The organism is Amycolatopsis sp. NPDC021455 (assembly GCF_040640995.1).
GTDB lineage: Bacteria > Actinomycetota > Actinomycetes > Mycobacteriales > Pseudonocardiaceae > Amycolatopsis.
Map to the genome: position 1 here is coordinate 54627 of NZ_JBFACT010000035.1, position 17633 is coordinate 72259.

General features: G+C 73.5%; 13 protein-coding genes. 8 read left to right on the plus strand and 5 right to left on the minus strand.

The annotated features are described in order from the left end of the window. The first annotated feature begins 66 nt into the window (after nt 1–66). Genes fdh through nrfD form a run of 3 tightly spaced genes read left to right on the plus strand, consistent with a single transcriptional unit; the run spans nt 67 to nt 5377 of the window. Nucleotides 67–3336: a formate dehydrogenase gene (gene fdh / locus AB0G28_RS30785; protein WP_361096773.1), complete on the plus strand. Its 3270-nt coding sequence runs from the start codon at nt 67–69 to the stop codon at nt 3334–3336. Beyond that, nucleotides 3333–4373, plus strand: coding sequence for a 4Fe-4S dicluster domain-containing protein (locus tag AB0G28_RS30790; RefSeq protein ID WP_361096776.1), 1041 nt, complete (start codon nt 3333–3335; stop codon nt 4371–4373). The genes fdh and AB0G28_RS30790 overlap by 4 nt, the downstream gene beginning before the upstream one ends. Then, nucleotides 4370–5377 carry an NrfD/PsrC family molybdoenzyme membrane anchor subunit gene (gene nrfD, locus AB0G28_RS30795; protein ID WP_361096779.1) on the plus strand — a complete coding sequence of 336 codons (1008 nt, stop codon included), beginning with the start codon at nt 4370–4372 and terminating at the stop codon, nt 5375–5377. The genes AB0G28_RS30790 and nrfD overlap by 4 nt, the downstream gene beginning before the upstream one ends. A 28-nt stretch (nt 5378–5405) precedes the next feature. Here nrfD and AB0G28_RS30800 read toward each other — a convergent pair whose 3' ends face one another. From AB0G28_RS30800 to AB0G28_RS30810, 3 genes are all read right to left on the minus strand, one after another. Continuing rightward, entirely contained in the window at nt 5406–5693 is a 288-nt protein-coding gene (locus AB0G28_RS30800) for a J domain-containing protein (RefSeq protein WP_361096782.1), read from the minus strand. Between the two features lie 19 nt (nt 5694–5712). Further along, nucleotides 5713–6123 (minus strand): STAS domain-containing protein, encoded by a 411-nt coding sequence (locus AB0G28_RS30805; protein WP_361096785.1) that lies wholly within the window; start codon nt 6121–6123, stop codon nt 5713–5715. A 631-nt stretch (nt 6124–6754) separates the two neighbouring features. Next, nucleotides 6755–8215 (minus strand): carboxylesterase family protein, encoded by a 1461-nt coding sequence (locus AB0G28_RS30810; protein ID WP_361096788.1) that lies wholly within the window; start codon nt 8213–8215, stop codon nt 6755–6757. 92 nt (nt 8216–8307) lie between these two features. On the opposite strand from AB0G28_RS30810, the gene AB0G28_RS30815 reads away from it, so the two are divergent. The 5 genes from AB0G28_RS30815 to AB0G28_RS30835 all read left to right on the plus strand — a co-directional run bounded on the left by AB0G28_RS30815 (nt 8308) and on the right by AB0G28_RS30835 (nt 14159). Next, nucleotides 8308–8760 (plus strand): MarR family winged helix-turn-helix transcriptional regulator, encoded by a 453-nt coding sequence (locus tag AB0G28_RS30815; protein WP_361096791.1) that lies wholly within the window; start codon nt 8308–8310, stop codon nt 8758–8760. A 187-nt stretch (nt 8761–8947) separates the two neighbouring features. Further along, nucleotides 8948–10345, plus strand: a complete 1398-nt coding sequence (locus AB0G28_RS30820) for a protein kinase (RefSeq protein ID WP_361096794.1) — start codon at nt 8948–8950, stop codon at nt 10343–10345. A 220-nt stretch (nt 10346–10565) separates the two neighbouring features. Then, entirely contained in the window at nt 10566–11915 is a 1350-nt protein-coding gene (locus AB0G28_RS30825; RefSeq protein ID WP_361096797.1) for a protein kinase, read from the plus strand. A gap of 151 nt (nt 11916–12066) precedes the next feature. Next, nucleotides 12067–13098, plus strand: coding sequence for a LacI family DNA-binding transcriptional regulator (locus AB0G28_RS30830; protein ID WP_361096800.1), 1032 nt, complete (start codon nt 12067–12069; stop codon nt 13096–13098). 113 nt (nt 13099–13211) lie between these two features. Further along, nucleotides 13212–14159, plus strand: a complete 948-nt coding sequence (locus AB0G28_RS30835; protein ID WP_361096804.1) for a protein kinase — start codon at nt 13212–13214, stop codon at nt 14157–14159. 499 nt (nt 14160–14658) lie between these two features. On the opposite strand, the gene AB0G28_RS30840 is transcribed toward AB0G28_RS30835, so the two are convergent. Continuing rightward, nucleotides 14659–15765: a substrate-binding domain-containing protein gene (locus AB0G28_RS30840; RefSeq protein ID WP_361096807.1), complete on the minus strand. Its 1107-nt coding sequence runs from the start codon at nt 15763–15765 to the stop codon at nt 14659–14661. Beyond that, a complete protein-coding gene (locus tag AB0G28_RS30845; protein ID WP_361096810.1) occupies nt 15765–17531 on the minus strand; it encodes a heparinase II/III family protein in 1767 nt (588 codons plus the stop codon). The genes AB0G28_RS30840 and AB0G28_RS30845 overlap by 1 nt, the downstream gene beginning before the upstream one ends. Between the last annotated feature and the right edge of the window lie 102 nt (nt 17532–17633).

A 17633-nucleotide genomic window follows, 5' to 3' on the forward strand; every position in this document is an offset into this window, starting at 1 on the left:
GGGCTCGGCGGAGCCGGGGTAGCCGCCGTTCGGGAAGCGGCCGCCGGGTCGCGGTCGGGAGGTGACATGGGACCACGGAAGTGGCTCGAATCCTGGCCCGTGTACCGCCAGCTGACCGGGACCGACCCGCTCGGGCGGGGCAAGGCGGCGGAGTCCCCGCGGTCGGCGGCCCTGACCCCGCGCACCGCGAGCGCCGACCGGGTGGCCAAGTCCGTCTGTCCCTACTGCGCCGTCGGGTGCGGGCAGCAGGTCTTCGTCAAGGGCGAAAAGGTCGTCCAGATCGAAGGCGACCCGCACAGCCCGATCTCGCGCGGCCGCCTGTGCCCCAAGGGCTCGGCGAGCAAGCAGCTGGTTACCGGGCCGCAGCGCGAGCAGAAGGTCCGCTACCGCGCCCCCTACGCGACCGAGTGGACCGACCTGGACCTCGGCACCGCGATGGCCATGGTCGCCGACCGCGTGCTGGACGCCCGGCGCAAAGGCTGGCAGGAGACCGACGAGCACGGGAAGCCGCTGCGGCGCACCATGGGCATCGCGAGCCTCGGCGGCGCCACCCTGGACAACGAAGAGAACTACCTGATCAAGAAGCTCTTCACGGCGCTGGGCGCGATCCAGATCGAGAACCAGGCCCGCATTTGACACTCCGCCACGGTTCCCGGTCTGGGGACCTCCTTCGGTCGCGGCGGTGCGACGGACTACCAGCAGGACCTGCAGAACTCCGACTGCGTGGTCATCATGGGCTCGAACATGGCCGAGGCGCACCCGGTGGGGTTCCAGTGGGTGATGGAGGCGAAGGCCCGCGGGGCCGAGGTCTTCCACGTCGACCCGCGCTTCACCCGGACGAGCGCGCTCGCCGACGCCCACGTCCCGCTGCGGGCCGGCACGGACATCGCGTTCCTCGGGGGCGTGATCAACCACATCCTGAGCAACGACCTGGACTTCCGGGAGTACGTGGTCGCCTACACCAACGCGTCCTTCCTGGTGTCCGAGGACTTCCGGGACACCGAGGACCTCGACGGCCTCTTCAGCGGCTACGACGAGGCCAAGGCCGCCTACGACCCGTCGACCTGGCACTACGAGAACGTCCGGTCGCCGGACGGGAAGGGCCACGGCAAGGAGACGTCGCAGTCCGACCAGCACGGCTCGGGCGGCCCGGTGCTCGAAGGCGGCAGCGAGGAGATCGCCGCCGACCCGACGCTGCGGCACCCGCGGTGCGTGTTCCAGATCCTCAAGCGCCACTTCGCCCGCTACACCCCGGAGATGGTCGAGGCCACCTGCGGAACGCCGAAGGAGCTCTTCCAGCGGGTCTGTGACGCCTGGACGCGCAACTCGGGCCGCGAACGGACCGCCGCGCTCGTCTACAGCGTGGGCTGGACCCAGCACAGCGTCGGCGCGCAGTACATCCGGGCGGGCTCGATCATCCAGCTGCTGCTGGGCAACATCGGCCGGCCCGGCGGCGGTGTGTTCGCGCTGCGCGGGCACGCCAGCATCCAGGGCTCGACCGACATCCCGACGCTGTTCAACCTGCTGCCCGGCTACCTGCCGATGCCCACCCCGCAGCACACGACACTCGGCGAGTACCTCGAAAGCATCCGCGGGGACAAGCAGAAAGGCTTCTGGCGCAACGCCGACGCCTACACCGTGTCGCTGCTGAAGGAGTACTGGGGCGAGAAAGCCACGCCGGACAACGACTTCTGCTTCGGCTACCTACCGCGGATCAACGGCGACCACGGCACCTACCGCACCGTGATGGACATGGTCGAGGGCAAAGTGTCCGGCTACTTCCTGCTCGGGCAGAACCCGGCCGTCGGGTCCGCGCACGGCCGGCTGCAGCGGCTCGGCATGGCCAACCTCGACTGGCTGGTCGTCCGCGACCTGACGATGATCGAGAGCGCCACCTTCTGGAAGGACGCGCCGGAGGTCGAGACCGGCGAGATCGTGCCGGAGCGGTGCCGCACCGAGGTGTTCTTCTTCCCCGCCGCCTCGCACGTGGAGAAGGAAGGGTCGTTCACCCAGACCCAGCGCATGCTGCAGTGGCGCGAAAAGGCCGTCGAGCCGTCCGGCGACCAGCGCTCGGAACTCTGGTTCTTCCACCACCTCGGGCGGCTGGTCCGGGAGCGGCTGGCCGGCTCGGACGACGAGCGCGACCGCCCGGTGCTCGACCTGGCCTGGGACTACGAGGTGCACGGCGACGAGCCGTCGGCCGACGACGTGCTGCGGCGGATCAACGGCCAGGACCTGACCACCGGCCGCGAGCTGTCCGGCTACCTCGACCTCAAGGCGGACGGCAGTACGTCGTGCGGCTGCTGGATCTACAGCGGCGTCTACGCCGACGGCGTCAACCAGGCCGCGCGCCGGAAATCGCGGTTCGAGCAGGACTTCTACGCCCTGGAGTGGGGCTGGGTCTGGCCGCTGAACCGGCGGGTGCTCTACAACCGCGCGTCAGCCGACCCGCAGGGCCGGCCGTGGAGCGAGCGCAAGGCCCTGGTGTGGTGGGATGCCGACCGTCGCGAATGGACCGGGCACGACGTCCCCGACTTCGAGAAGACCAAGCCGCCGGAGTACGTGCCGCCGCCGGACGCCGTCGGCCCGGACGCGCTGCGCGGCGACGACCCGTTCGTCATGCAGTCGGACGGCAAGGCGTGGCTGTTCGCCCCGACGGGGCTGGCCGACGGCCCGCTGCCGACGCACTACGAGCCGCACGAATCGCCGTTCCGCAACCCGTTCTACACCCAGCAGGGCAACCCGGCGCGGAAGGTCTACGGCCGCCGGGACAACCCGTCCCACCCGTCGCCACCCGAGGACGGCGGCGAGGTGTTCCCGTTCGTGTTCACCGCCGCGCGGCTGACCGAGCACCACACCGCCGGCGGGATGAGCCGGACGCTGCCGTACCTGTCGGAGCTGCAGCCGGACCTGTTCGTCGAGGTCTCCCCCGAGCTGGCGAAGCTGCGCGGGCTTTCGCACCTGGGCTGGGCGCACGTGATCACCGCGCGCGCGGCCGTCGAGGCGCGGGTGGTCGTCACCGACCGGATGGCGCCGCTGCGGGTCCAGGACCGGGTCGTGCACCAGGTGTGGATGCCCTACCACTGGGGTTCGTCCGGGCTGGTCTCGCGGGACGTCGTGAACGACCTGTTCGGCGTCGTCGTGGACCCGAACGTCTTCATCCAGGAAAGCAAGGTCGCCACCTGTGACGTCCGGCCCGGGCGGCGGCCGCGCGGCGCCGAACTGCTCGCGGTGCTCGAGGAGTACCGCACCCGGGCCGGCATCACGCCGGAAACGGGTACCCGGGTGGCGACCGCCCACGAGGTCCCGCACGTCGAATCCGAGGACGAATCATGACGATCGAGGACCGGCTGTCCGGGCCGCTGCCGGACGTCGCCGGGGAAGCCGGCCACACCGGGCACCCGCCGCGCGTCGGGTTCTTCACCGACACGTCGGTGTGCATCGGCTGCAAGGCTTGCGAAGTCGCCTGCAAGGAGTGGAACAACGTGCCCGAAGACGGGCTCGACCTGCTCGGGATGTCGTTCGACAACACCGGCGCGCTGGGCGCGAACTCGTGGCGGCACGTGGCCTTCGTCGAGCAGCAGCGTCCGCTGGGCGAGCAGTCGCCGGGACTCGAAGGGCTGCCGACCGGGCCGTCGGCGATCGACGTGACCACCGCGTTCGTCGCCGACGAGCTGCGGGACGCCCCGCGCGGCGGCGGCGAGCTGGGCACCTCGCCCTTGCCGCGGGAACCCGAAGACCTCGGGATGCCGTCGTTCGACCTGCCGGGCTCGCAGACCGGCGCCGAGGGCCGGACGGACTTCCGCTGGCTGATGGCGTCGGACGTCTGCAAGCACTGCACGCACGCGGGCTGCCTCGACGTCTGCCCGACCGGGGCGCTGTTCCGCACCGAGTTCGGCACGGTGGTCGTGCAGCAGGACATCTGCAACGGCTGCGGGTACTGCGTTTCGGGCTGCCCGTACGGGGTCATCGACCGCCGTCCGGGCGACGGGCGGGCGCAGAAGTGCACGCTCTGCTACGACCGGCTCCACGACGGCCTCGAACCGGCGTGCGCCAAGGCCTGCCCGACGGACTCGATCCAGTTCGGCGAGCTCGACGAGCTGCGCGAGCGGGCGGCCCGCCGCGTCGAGGAGCTGCACGAGCGCGGGGTCACCGAGGCCCGGCTCTACGGCCACGACCCGGCCGACGGGGTCGGCGGCAACGGCGCGTTCTTCCTGCTGCTCGACGAGCCCGAGGTCTACGGGCTGCCGCCGGATCCCGTGGTGCCGACCCGGGACCTGCCCGCGATGTGGAAGTACGCCGGGGTGGCCGCGTCGGCGCTGCTCACGGCCGCGGTCGCGTCGTTCGCGTCGTTCGGAAGGAGGCGCCGGTGACCCCGCGCGAGCCGCGCAGCGACGACCAGGCGGCCGACCGGCACGCCCGGCCGCCGGGCCGTCGCAAGCGCGGCGGCTCCCGGGAAGAGCTGATGGTGCCCCGGGCGGAGTTCCGGTCCTACTACGGCAGGCCGGTGCTCAAGCCGCCGGTGTGGGAGTGGAAGGTGCCGGCATACCTGTTCACCGGCGGGTTGTCGGCGGGCACGGCGCTGCTGGCCGCGGGCGCGGACCTGACCGGACGGCCGGCCTTGCGCCGCGCGGGCCGGACGGGCTCTCTCGCCGCGCTGCTGGCGAGTGTGTACCTGCTCGTCGCCGACCTCGGCCGGCCGGAGCGGTTCCACCACATGCTGCGCGTCGCGAAACCGACGTCGCCGATGAGCGTGGGCACCTGGATCCTCAGCGCCTACGGGCCCGGGGTGGGTCTCGCCGCGGTCGCCGAGGTGCTGCCGTCCGGGCAGGCTTTGCCCGTACGACTGCTGCGCGCGGCGGCCCGGCCCGCCGGGCTCTCCTCGGCGGTCGTCGCCCCGGCGGTCGCGTCCTACACGGCCGTGCTGCTGTCGCAGACGGCGGTCCCGGCCTGGCACGAAGCGCACGCGGAGCTGCCGTTCGTCTTCACCGGCTCGGCGGCCGCGAGTTCCGGCGGTTTCGCGATGGCCCTGGTGCCAGTGGCGGAAGCGGGGCCCGCCCGCACGCTGGCCGTCTTCGGCGCCGCGACCGAGCTGGTGGCGTCCAAGGTGCTGGAAAAGCGCCTCGGGCTGGCGGCGGAGGCCTACACCACCGGCAAAGCGCACCGCCTGCGGAAGTGGTCCGAACGGCTGACCGCCATGGGTTTGGCCGGAGCCTTGCTCGGGCACCGCGGCCGCGCGGTCTCCGTGGCCGCGGGGGCGGCGCTGTTCGCCGGCAGCGTGCTGCAGCGGTTCGGGGTGTTCGAGGCGGGCGTCGCGTCCACAAAGGACCCGAAGTACGTGGTGACGCCGCAGCGGGAGCGGCTGGACGACCGCTGACCGCGGCGGCCGGCTTCGGCGCAGGACGTCAGGACTGGTGGTGCCGCACCGGTCCGGCGCGCACGTCCGGGACGTCCGTCTTCCGGGCGGAGTGACGGCGGACCGGCACCGGAACCCCGCGCGTGCGGCGGTCGAACTCGGCGCGCCGGCGGGGGTCGCGCAGCAGTTCGTAGGCGGCCACGACCGCGGCGAAGCGGTCACCGTCGCCGCCCGGGGCGTCGGGGTGCACCTCCCGGACCCGGCGGCGGAAGGCGGCGGCGAGTTCGCGGTCCGTCGCGGTCGCGGCGACACCCAGCACGGCGTACGGGTCGGGCACGGCTCACCTGCCCCGGGCGTCAGTGGCGGCGGAGGCGGGGAAGCACGGCCAGCCAGTCCAGCGCGGCGGCGACACTGCGGTGGATCGGCAGCGCCTGCTCGAGCCGCAGGACCCGGACCGGGCGCAGCACGGCCCGCCGGTCGGTGGCGATGGCGAACGGCACCCCGCTGACGTGCGCTTCCGAAGCGGCGACCAGCAGTTCGGTGATCCCACCGGCCCCGCAGAAGCCGACGTCCATCAGGTCCAGGACGAGCGCACGCGGCGCGAGGTCGATCTCATCCCCCACGCGGCTCCTGAGCCGGCCGAGCACGGGCAGATCGATCTCCCCACGCACGGCGACGACCGTGGCTTCCGCCGTGGCGGTCACCCGCAGGGTCATCACGGACGGAACATCGACACGGGCGCTCGGCGCGGCGATCTGGTCGAGCACAGGGACCTCCTCGAGCGAGGGGGTGGCGCCGGGATCGGGCACCGGGCCCACTCCCCGCGCCACCTGCGGACGGACGCAGGGCAAAACGAGCGGACGGCTACCGGTTGAACCGCGATGCCCACACGGTACGCCCCCATCCCGACCGGCGGTTCCTCCCACGCCGCTCGCCGATCACCTGGCCGCCGAGCCCACCCGACCGGGTCACGACCTGACCGCCGGCCGCGGCAGAGCGCCATCGCCGGAGCCGCGGGACCACTCGATCGGATTACGACCGCCCACCGGCCGCCGAGCCGACCGCCCGGGACACGACCGCCCGGCGGACGCAGCACAACGCCATCGCAGAAGCCGCGAACCACCAACCGGGCCACAACCGGCCCCCCGGCCCGGGCCGCCACACCACGCCAGCCCCAGGGTTCCGGCAAAGCCGCAGCGCCCCTTGCAGATGCCGAGCCGGCGTGAACGGCACGCCGAAGACCAACCGGCGCTCACCCAGACTCCCCCGCAACCCCGATACGAAGCCAGAACACGGACGGTAGTGCCGGGTCAAGGCACGCTTTCCCGCCTTGACGCGGTACTACCGTCCGTAGTCACAATGGCGGCTTCGGGGTGGTGGGCCACCGAGCCGCAAGCGTCAAGGCGACCTGACACCACTCGAAGCCGAGGCATCCCCGAAAGCCTGCGAAACCCCCTCCCCCGCACCACCAAAAACAGGCCACCCCGGATCACCATCGGCCGCGAAAGCCGCCCAAGCACCCAAAAGCTCGTCGCGCACCGCGAGCCGTTCCGGGCTGTCCGCGCCGGCCTCCGCCAGCTTGTCGAACACGTACAGCAGCTCCGCACCGTGGAACGCGCCCATCACCGGCCCGCAGGGCTCGTCGCGGAACTCGTAGTGGTACGCCCGCCCACCGGCCGCCACCTGGTCGCGGGCCAGCCGCGCCGCCGGGACGCGGTAGATCGCGTCCGTCAGGAACGCGCTGCGCATCGAGGGCAGATCAAGCCCCGAGGCCCGGTACGCGTCGAGGACGCCCGCCGGGTCGGGGACGCCGGCCCGCCGCATCTCCGCCAGCAGGTCCGCTTCCCCGCCGGGGGCGAACCGGTCGCCGGCGATGGTCTGGAAGAGGCGGACCTCGTCGCGGTTGACCCCGATCAGCAACGGCACCGCGGCCACCCCGCCCTCGACCACCGCCCGGTGCGGGATCGTGGGCAGCACCTCGCCGTCGACGACCGCGCCCCACGACCGGCCGCCCGGGAGGTTGCGGCGGCCGATGTCGCCGTCCACCACTCCGCTCTGCGCGGCCAGGATCCGCTCGAGCGGCACCGTCCGCAGGGCCTCGGGCCCGTCGAGCCCGAGCGCGGCGAGGAGATCCTCGGCCACGGCAGTGGCCGTGGCCCGGTCGAAGCCGCGGAACGTGCTGCCGCTCTGGAGGATCGCCTTGTGGAACGTCCCGGCCGCCGCCGGAGTGGCCAGCAGTGCGCCGACCGAGTACGCGCCGGCGGACTGCCCGGCCACCGTCACGTTGCCCGGGTCGCCCCCGAACGCGGCGATGTTGTCCCGCACCCAGCGCAGCGCCGCCGCCTGGTCCTGCAGCGCGAGGTTCGTCTCGCCGCCGAGGTCCGCCAGGTGCAGGAACCCGAGCGCGCCCAGCCGGTAGTTGGCCGCCACCACCACCGCGCCGGTCCCGCGGGCGAGCGCCGCCCCGTCCGTGTACGGCGGCGCCGCGGAGCCCGCTTCGTACCCGCCGCCGTAGATCCACACGATCACCGGGCGCGGCCCGCCGGCCGGGGGCGTCCAGACGTTCAGGTACAGGCAGTCCTCGGACGTCTCGCCCAGGCTCGCCGTCGGGAAGCCGGGGAACGACGACTTCGTGTTCTCCTCCCCCATCAGCGCCGAGACGCCCTGGGCCGGCGCCGCGGCGAACCGGCCCGCGTCGCGGACGCCCCGCCACGGCTCCGGCGGGCCCGGCGGGCGGAACCGGCGCCGTCCGACCGGCGGCGCGGCGAACGGGATCCCGGCGAAGACCCGGCCGCCGCCGGGCACCGCCCGGCCGCGCAGAGCGCCGAGTGCGGTGTCGACGACGAGGGTGTCGGTCATGGTCGTGCCTCCGAGGTTCGCAGAGCATCGCTAGGATGCCTTGTCCGGCCAGACTATATTCCAAGGAATGACTTTCTAGCGAAGGATTTTTCGTGACCGACCTCACGCGGGTGTTCGCCGACCTCGTCCGGTACGAGACGAGGCTCTACAACGCACTCGACCAGCGGCTGCGGGCCGAGCACGGCCTCACCGCCGGCCAGTTCGAGTTCCTGCGGGTCATCGGCGGCCGGGACGCCTGCCGCGTCCAGGACCTCGCCCACGACATCGCGATCACCGTGGGCGCCACCAGCAAGGCGGTCGACCGGCTCGAAGCCGCGGGCTGGGTCGGGCGCCGCCCGAACCCGGAGAACCGCCGCTCCTCGCTGATCGACCTGACCGCCGACGGCCGGCGCCTGCTGGACGCGGCCACGCCCGCCCTCGAGGACGGCCTGCGCACCTGGCTGGCCGCGCCGCTGACCGCGCGCGCTCTCGACCAGCTGGCGTCCTCGCTCGCCGGCCTGCGGACCGCGCTGGAGGAGGCCGGCGCCGGTCAGCCGACCGGGTGATACCCACCCCGCCGGAATCCGGTGAATCCGTCGAACCCGGGCACCGGCGGCGACCAATGTCCGGAATGCAAAACGGCCGTCGAACGCATCGATTCCGATAACGGTTGCCACCGGAGCCCCACCCGAAGGCGATCATCTGCTAAAAAGCAGAGCGTTTTCGCAGTCGTCGACCGGCGCAGGGGTATGGGTGGCTTTCGAGGAACAGCTCGTGAACGGGCGGTACCGGCTCCTGGGGCACCTCGGCCGCGGCTCGACGAGCCTGGTGTGGCGGGCCAGGGACGAGCGGCTGGACCGCGTGGTGGCGGTCAAGCAGTTCCTGCGAGAGCCGACGAACGACCCGGGCAAGGTCGCCGAAACCTGCGACCGGGCGCTGCGTGAAGCGCGGCTGGCCTCCCGGCTGCGGCACCCGAACGCCGTCGCGGTGTACGACGTGTTCGAAGACGCCGGCTCGATGTACCTGGTCATGGAGTACGTGCCCGCCCGGTCGCTGACCGAGCTGCTCGTCGAACGCGGCCCGCTGCCGCGGTGCGACGTCCTGCGGCTCGGGCGCCAGGTCGCCGCGGCGCTGGCCGCCGCGCACGGGGACTGGATCCTGCACCGGGACGTGACGCCGAACAACGTGCTCGTCACCGGCGACGGCACCGCCCGGATCACCGACTTCGGGGTGTCGCGCGCGCTCGGCGACCACTCCGCCGCCGAGGACGACGTCGTCGTCGGCACCCTCCCCTACCTGGCCCCGGAGGTCGCCCGGGGCGGCGAGGCCGGCCTGCCGTCGGACGTGTATTCGCTCGGCGCCACGCTCTACACCGCCCTGGAGGGCACTCCGCCCTTCGGCACCAGCGACGACCCGATCACCCTGCTCCGGCGGATCACCGAAAACCAGCTCGTCCCGCCCGCCCACGGCGGCCCGCTGACCGGCGTGCTGATGCGGATGCTCGAACGCGACCCCGCCGCGCGCCCGTCGATGCAGGAAGCGGTGGAGCTGCTGGCCGCGGTGGGCCGGCCGGCCGTCGCGGACGTCCCCCGGCGATCCCGGCTCCGCCGCATCGCGGTGTCCGGCGTCGCCGTGAGCCTGACCTGCGCCGGAGTGGTCGCCGGCGTCGCCCTCACCGACGGGCCCGAGACCACGGCGGCCCCCATCCGGTACCCGGCCACGACCGTCACCGCGGACCACACCGTCAGCAGCACCACGACGGCGGGCGCGACGACCCGGCTCCGGGCCGCCGAAGTGCCGTCGACACCGGCGCCTTCGCCGCACCTCGCCCCGGCACCCGCCGCCGGCGGGTGCACCGCGCACTACGCCGTGACGAGCACCTGGCCGGACGGGGCGCAGGCGGAGGTGACCGTCCACAACGACCGGCCGACGCGCCTGAGCGGCTGGACGGTGACGTGGGTGCTGCCCGCCGGTACCGGCATCCGCGACCTCTGGAACGGCACCCTGATCCGGGACGGCTCGTCGGTGACCGTCACGGACGCGGGCTGGAACGCGCTGATCGAACCGGGTGCGTCGGCCACGTTCGGGCTGAACGAAATCCGCGCCGGCGGCGGTGCGGGCGTCCCGGTCGTCAGCTGCCGGACGAACTGAGCGGCGCCGGCGCCGATACCGATACCGTTATCGTTCCGACACAACCGGATCGGCCTTTTTTCCGTAGCGCGCCGACCCCATTCCGGGATCCGGAGCGAATTCGTCGAACGCTATTCCGTATCCCCCACCCAGGTGAGTGATTTCCGCCGGTAAGCCGAACTGGGCACCGGAACCGGCCGTGTTCCCCCATGACGGCACACCGGCTGAGGGGAGCTTGTTCGTGTACGAAGGGGCAGTGATCGCCGACCGCTATCGCGTACTCGGCCGGGCGGGTCACGGCGCGATGGGGGCCGTCTGGCGGGCCAAGGACGAACGGCTCGGCCGCGTGGTCGCGATCAAGCAGCTCTTCCCGGAGTCCCCCGCCGACCCGGCGGCCGAAGAGCGCACCCGCGAGCGGGCGATCCGCGAGGCCCGCGTCGCCGCCCGCCTGCGGCACCCGCACGCGGTCGTCGTGTACGACGTCGTCGAGCACGAGTCCATGTCGTACATCGCGATGGAGTACCTGCCCTCCCGCACGCTCACCGAGCTCCTGGAAGAAGAGGGCCCGCTGGTGCCGGAGTACGCGGCGGAACTCGGTGGCCAGCTCGCCTCGGCACTGGCCGCGGCGCACGCGGAAGGCGTGGTGCACCGCGACATCAGCCCCAACAACGTCCTCGTCACCACCGACGGCGCGGCGAAGATCACCGACTTCGGGGTGGCCCACGCCCGCGGCGAAGGCAGCGTCACCGGGCGCGGGCTGGTCGTCGGCACGCCGGCCTACCTGGCCCCGGAAGTGGCGGACGGCGCCGAACCCGGCTTCCCCTCCGACGTCTACTCGCTCGGCGCGACGCTCTACACGGCACTCGAAGGGCGCCCGCCGTTCGGCACCGACGATAACCAGCTGGCGCTGCTCAAACGCGTCGGCAGCGGCGACATCACCCCGCCGCGCACCAGCGGCCCGGCCACCGACGTCGTCCTCCGGCTCCTGCACTCCGATCCCGCCGCCAGGCCCACGATGGCCGAGGCCGCCCGGCTGTTCAGCCGCTGCACCCTCCCGGGGGCGGCCGTGCCGGGCGCCCCCGCGGCACCCGAGCCCGGACCGGCCCGTCCCCGCCGCTCCCGCCGGTCCCGCATGGTCTTCGCCGGCACCGCGCTGGTCCTCACCGCGGCCGCGATCGTGGCGGCGACGTCGCTCCCGCCGCGCCGGGAGCCCGACAGTGCCGCGGCCCAGCTCGCTTCGGCGCCGTCCGCCACGGCGTTCACGTCCGTCGTGGACGGTCCGCCGTCCTGCGCCGCGCGCTACCAGGTCGTCAAGTCCTGGGACGGCGGGTTCCAGGGCCTGGTGACCGTCCGCAACAGCGGGCGCGCCGGTCTCGACGGGTGGACGGTCAGCTGGGCGAACCCGGCCGGCACGAGCATCGACGACCTGTGGAACGGCACGCTGGTGCAGACCGGGGCCACCTCGACGATCTCGAGCGTCGAGTGGAACGGGGTGCTGCGGCCCAGCGAAACGACCACCTTCGGCTTCATCGCCCTGGCCCGGGGCGGCCGCCGCGGGATACCGGTGACCGACTGCCGCCCGGCGGAATGAATCGCGATGCGGACGTTCTTCCGCAACCCGACGAAGGTGGCTTGACCAGCGACGTTGACGGGCATTAAGGTCAGCCTTCCCCCGATCTTGTTAACGCTAACTCCCGGCCGGACAACGGACCGGACAATGGGTACCGAGAAAGTGCTCGACAATGACGAACTCCCGCGACGCGGCGGACGAGCCGTCCGGCGCCGGCCGTGGCGCGGTGACGATCACCGACGTGGCGAACGCCGCCGGTGTGTCGGCGAGCACGGTGTCCTACGTGATCACCGGGAAGCGGACGATCTCCGCGGCGACGCGGCGGCGGGTCGAAGAGACCATCCGCACCCTCGGCTACCGGCGCCGCTCCGGCTCGCCCACGACCCGCGCCGGCGTCCTCGCGGTGGCGGTGCCGCTGCACGGCGACCGGCACCCGGGGGTGGAGATGGAGTTCTTCGCCGCGGCCGCGGGCGCCGCCCGCGAGCTCGGCTTCGACCTGCTCCTGGTCACCGACGACGAAGGCACGTCGGGTCTGCACCGGGTGACCTCGGCCGCGCTGGCCGACGCGGTGATCGTGCTGGACGCCGGTGACGACGACCCGCGCGTGCCCGTGCTGCTCGCCTCCGGCCGCCCCGCGGTGCTGGTCGGCGCGCCCGGCCGGCACCACGGCCTGGCCTCGGTGACCCTCGACTGCACGCCGGCCGGCCAGGCCTGCGCCGGCCACCTCGCCGACCTCGGCCACCGCTCGATCGCCCACCTCGAGCCGCCGGGGCGCCGGCCGGGGTACCTGGCGGACTTCGCCGAAGGCTTCCGGATCACCGCCGCCCGGCACGGCGTGCGGACGGTTTCCCGGCCGTGCGCGCCCACGGCCGAAGACGTCGCCGGCTGCCTGGACGACGTCCTCACCGACGGCGGGGCGACCGGGCTGGTCGTCCACGACGAGGCGGTGCTCCCGCTGGTCCTGGCGGCGCTGGAGGACCGCGGGAGGCGGGTCCCCGCCGACGTCTCCGTGGTGGCCGTGTGCTCGGAAACCGTGGCCCGGAACCAGCGGATCCGGCCGGCGGCGGTGGTGATCCCGGCCCGCGAACTGGGCGCGCTGGCCGTCGAGCTGGCCGTGCGCCGGCTCGACGGTTCGGCGGCCGGGCCGGAATCGGTCACCCCTTCCTTCGTCCCCGGCGAAAGCACCGCGGCCGCCGTTCACTGAAAGCGCTTCCAGTCCCGGCGATCCGGCCGGAACAATAGGCCGATCCACCGAACCCGTTGCCCCTCTCGGCCGTATTCCCCAGTGAAGCCGACGACGCGGACGGGGGAATACGGGTGGCAGCGAAAAAAGCAGACCTGGCCGGGCGGTACCGCCTGCTCGACCCGCTCGGCGACGAGGACGGCGCCGCGGTGTGGCGGGCCCGCGACGAGCTGCTCGACCGGTTCGTCACCGTCAAGCGGCTGCCGCCGGGCTGCCCGTTCGACGCGGCCCACTCGGACCGCGTCCGGGCCAAGGCGATCCGCGAAGCACGCGTGGCCATCCGGCTGCGGCACCCGCACGCGGTCGTCGTGCACGACGTCTTCGAGCAGGACATCACCCCGTACGTCGTGACGGAGTACCTGGCGACCCGCACGCTGGCCGGCCTCCTCGAGCGGCACGGGAGCTTCCCGCCGGACCGCGTCGCGGCGCTCGGCGCCCAGCTGGCTTCGGCGCTGGCCGCCGCGCACGACGGCGGCATCCTGCACCGCGGGATCGGGCCGGGCCGGGTGCTGGTCACCGCGGACGGGACGGCGAAGATCGACGGCTTCGGGCTGGGCGACGGCCCGTTCCCCGCCCCGGAGGCGGCCGCGGGCGCGGCCCCGGCGTGTCCCGCGGACGTCTTCGCCCTCGGCGCCACCCTCTACTTCGCCCTCGAAGGGCGGCCGCCGGGCACCGGCGTGCCGCCGTCGGCCGGCGGGCCGGTCCTCGACGCCGTGCTCGAACTGCTGCGGCCGGAGCCGGCGGCCCGGCCGACGATGGCCGAGGCGGAACGGAGGCTCACCGAACTCGCCGTGGCCCGTCCGCTCGCCGAGGTCCCGGCCCGCGACACCCGGGCCCGCACGCGCGTCCTGGTGACCGGCGCGGCCGCGCTCGTCGTCGCCGCGGTGACGACCCACGCCGCCCTCCGCCGCCTGGCCCCGCGCCAACCCGGCAAGTTCACTTCGCCGGGACGTAATAGCTGCCGTAGGGCGAGCCGTACGGCGGATAAAACGTCGAATCCGGCGGTGTCACCGTTTCGGTGACCGTCCGGGTGCCGACGAACGTGATCGGCACGGAAACCGCGGGCGGACGACCCGGCTGGGTCGCCGGAACCGGCTCCGGATCGTCGCTCACCGCGAACGAAATCACCGCGAACGCACTCAGCGCGGTCACCACCCCCGCGCCTGCCACCAGCCACCTCGTGAGGCGGTCCGGCTGCGTGCGAACCGTTTCCCGGACCACGGCAGCCTGGCCGCGCCGTTCGACGCGGTCCGCCGCGGGCGGCGGGGAATTCTCCGCGCGCACCCGCTGAATCAATTCCTGAACCGAAATCTGCTGCCTGGCCGTGGCCCCCGTCGGGCGCGTCAACCGAACCACCTCCGAATCCCCACATGCGAACATTCGCATGTCCCGTTCGCGGAGAGTAGGAGGTGATCCACATCTTGTAAATCCCGAGATCGCGATCCGGTCGTTACCGCTTCGAAACAACCGGATCCGCCGTTCGGCCGTACCCCGAGAAAAGCGCGTTCGAATTCGACGATTTCACGCGGGCGCGGGTTCCGGCGCCCCGCCGCACGATTCGCGCACCGCGAGCGTCGGCCACAGCTGCAGCCGGTGCACGGGCCGCTCGGTCGTGTCGGTGAGCCGGGCCAGCGCGAGTTCGGCGGCCACCGCGCCGAGCCGGTGCTTCGGCGGGCACACCGCGGTCAGCGGCGGGTCCGACGCCGCCGCGACCTCGTCGTCGTAGGAGACGACCGCCAGCTCGCCGGGCACCGCGATGCCGCCGTCGCGGGCCCGTTCGATCAGGCCGATGGCTTCGCGGTCGGCGTGCACGAGCAGGGCGCGGACGCCGGCCCGGCGGCAGCGGTCGAGCAGGGTGTCGTACTCGCCCGCCCAGCCGCGGGAGCCGTAGGCCGGGACGTCGAGGTCCAGCGCCGCGCCGGCGTCCAGGCCCAGTGACGCGACCGTCTCGCGCCAGCCGGTGCGCACGGCCGGGCTGTGCGGGCTGGAACGCGAGGTGACGAGCCCGACCCCGCGGTGGCCCAGGGAAACCAGGTGGCGGACGGCCAGTCCCGCGCCGAGCGCGTGCGCGGTCGTGGCGGCGTCGAGGGCCAGGGTCGGCAGCTCCGGCGGCGGCAGGCGCTCGACGAGCACCACCGGGACGCTCAGCGTGCCCAGCCAGCGCAGCAGGTCGAGGGCGCCGCGGCCGCTGGTGGCCGGCGCGGCCAGCAGCGTCTGGACCCCGCGTTCGAGGAGCTTGGTGATCTGACGGCGGTCCTCCGCCGCGTCGTAGCTCGAGGCGCGCAGGACGAGCCGTCCGCCCGCGGCGGCCACAGTGGACTGGGCGCCCTGGATGACCGTCGGCCAGTAGTACTCCACGGACGGCGCGACCATGCCGACCAGCGCGCCGGGTACGGCCGGGCCGAACACGGACGCGGCCCGCCCGGGCTCCGGGTGGCCGCCGCGGGGCCGGGTCAGCGTGACGCCGCCGTGCACGCGCGTCAGCAGCCCGCGGTCGGCCAGCTCGGTGACGTCCCGGCGCACGGTGACCGCCGTGACGCCGAGCCGCTCGACGAGTTCGGCGAGCCGGATGGCGCCGTGCTCGCGCACCAGGGAAAGGATCAGCTGGTGCCGTTCGGAGGCGAGCATCACCGGACCTGCTCCAGCCGTACTCGCGCCGGGCCTTCGCGGACCAGCAGCGTCAGCCGGGTGAGGTGATCGCCCCAGGACGTTCGCAGCAGCGGGTCGTCCAGCGGCCGGACTTCGAGTTCCGCCGTGGTGTGCCGGGGATCCCAGCTCAGCCGCAGCACCCGCGTTCCCTCGAGGGACACGAACGCTTCGCCGTCTCGCAGCTCGACGTCACCGGCGAGGACGTGCCGCAGCCGGACCGGCCGGACGCTGTCGTCGTCCTCCACCAGGACGTGGGCGTGGGGACCGCGGACCAGCCGCACCGACCGGATCCAGCGGGGCACACCCGGGTAGGCCCCGGCGAGGTCGGCGGACAACGTCGCCGAGGAGGCGGTGAGGTCCACCCGGACGTCTCGCGCCCCGAAAGCTTCCCCGGGTTCCTGCGTGACGCCCGGCTCGGGCACGTTGTGCCACTCGCCGCGCAGTGGCCAGGCCCGGTACCGGTCCGGCCCGAAGCTGTCCGCGGTGTAGGTCGGCTGGCCGACGTCGACCACGACCGGCACCCCGTCGACGGCGACCCAGTACGAGCCGACGTCGAGGTGGTTGTGCCGCTCGCCGTTGTGCCCGGCCTTGGCCGCCACGGTCAGCCCGCGTGGCGTGCCCGCCGTCTCCCGCGCCACGAGCACCTGCACCCGCGGCAGCCATTCCTCGCGGGCGAGCCAGGTCCCGCCCGGTTCGGCCTTCCGCCAGTCTTCGTCGAGCAGACCGGTCAGGGCGCGGCCGAGACCGGCCGACGGCCACACGAGCCGCCCGCCTTCCCGGGCCCGGCTCACCGCGTGGGCCCGGACCTCGTCGTCCCCGAACCGCTCGCCCCACCGGTACAGGACGTGCCACGGCTGGGCCAGGGGCAGGCGGGCCGGGGCGTCTCCGGCGTTGACGTACGCGTCGCCGCCCAGGTGCATCCGGTGCGGGAAGCGGATCAGCTCGGGCAGCACGGGCCGAACGCCCGCGTCGGCGAGCAGGTCGAGGCACTCCAGCAGGCGGCAGGCACCGTGCCACCAGTAGGCGACGCCTTCGTCGATGCCGCCGTCGTCGGGCAGGACGGCGACGTAGTGTTCGAGCCCTTCGGCCACCAGCCGCACCAGCCGGCGGCGGCGCTCGTCGTCGGCCACGAGCAGGAGCGCGGCGGTGAGCACGGCGCTGTGGATCCACGGGTTCCAGTTGTGCGCGTCGCCGTCGAGGCCGAGCCAGTGCCAGTCGCGGACGCGCTCGAACGGCGTCAGGACGCGGAGCTCGACCTCCCGGCGCAGACGTTTGCGCAGCCCCGGCGCCCGGATGTCGAGGTGCGGGCCCAGGACGTGATCGGCCCAGGCGAACAGGGACGCGACCTCGGCCGCGCCGAGGTCGAGGAACGGGTCGTCGGGATCGGCCAGCACTTCCCCGCGCCCGGCCGCGTGCCGGTCGTGGGGTGCCCAGCACCACGTGGTCGCCTCGGCGAGCGCGACCAGCCCGTCGATCGCGCCGTCGAGGAACGGCACCGGGCCCGGCGGTACCTCGCCGGTGAGCACCGCGGCCAGTACCAGCAGCGTCACGCGGTCACGCAGCTCGCGGGCCGCGTCTTCGTAGTCGGTCCGGACGCCGTCGCGGAACGTCCTGGCCCACGCCGTCGCCGTCAGGACCGGTGCCGGGCGCGCGAGCACGGCCTCGGCTTCGGCGAGGATCGCGGCGCCTTCGGCGCCGTCCACGGCGTCCCAGACCGCCCGGTCGCGCACGTCGGGAAGCCGCATCACCGCCACCCTTTCGGTTCTGATCGTTCGTGATCGCTTGTGACGCAAATTGTTGACTCGCACTATGGCACACGTCGACAGTGACAGCCATCACTTCGACGG

Excerpts from the sequence above, each read along its gene's own strand:
- AB0G28_RS30840 (WP_361096807.1), bottom strand. The coding sequence starts at position 15,765 with ATGCTCGCCTCCGAACGGCACCAGCTGATCCTTTCCCTGGTGCGCGAG.
- AB0G28_RS30790 (WP_361096776.1), top strand. The coding sequence starts at position 3,333 with ATGACGATCGAGGACCGGCTGTCCGGGCCGCTGCCGGACGTCGCCGGG.
- AB0G28_RS30810 (WP_361096788.1), bottom strand. The coding sequence starts at position 8,215 with ATGACCGACACCCTCGTCGTCGACACCGCACTCGGCGCTCTGCGCGGC.
- AB0G28_RS30845 (WP_361096810.1), bottom strand. The coding sequence starts at position 17,531 with ATGCGGCTTCCCGACGTGCGCGACCGGGCGGTCTGGGACGCCGTGGAC.
- AB0G28_RS30830 (WP_361096800.1), top strand. The coding sequence starts at position 12,067 with ATGACGAACTCCCGCGACGCGGCGGACGAGCCGTCCGGCGCCGGCCGT.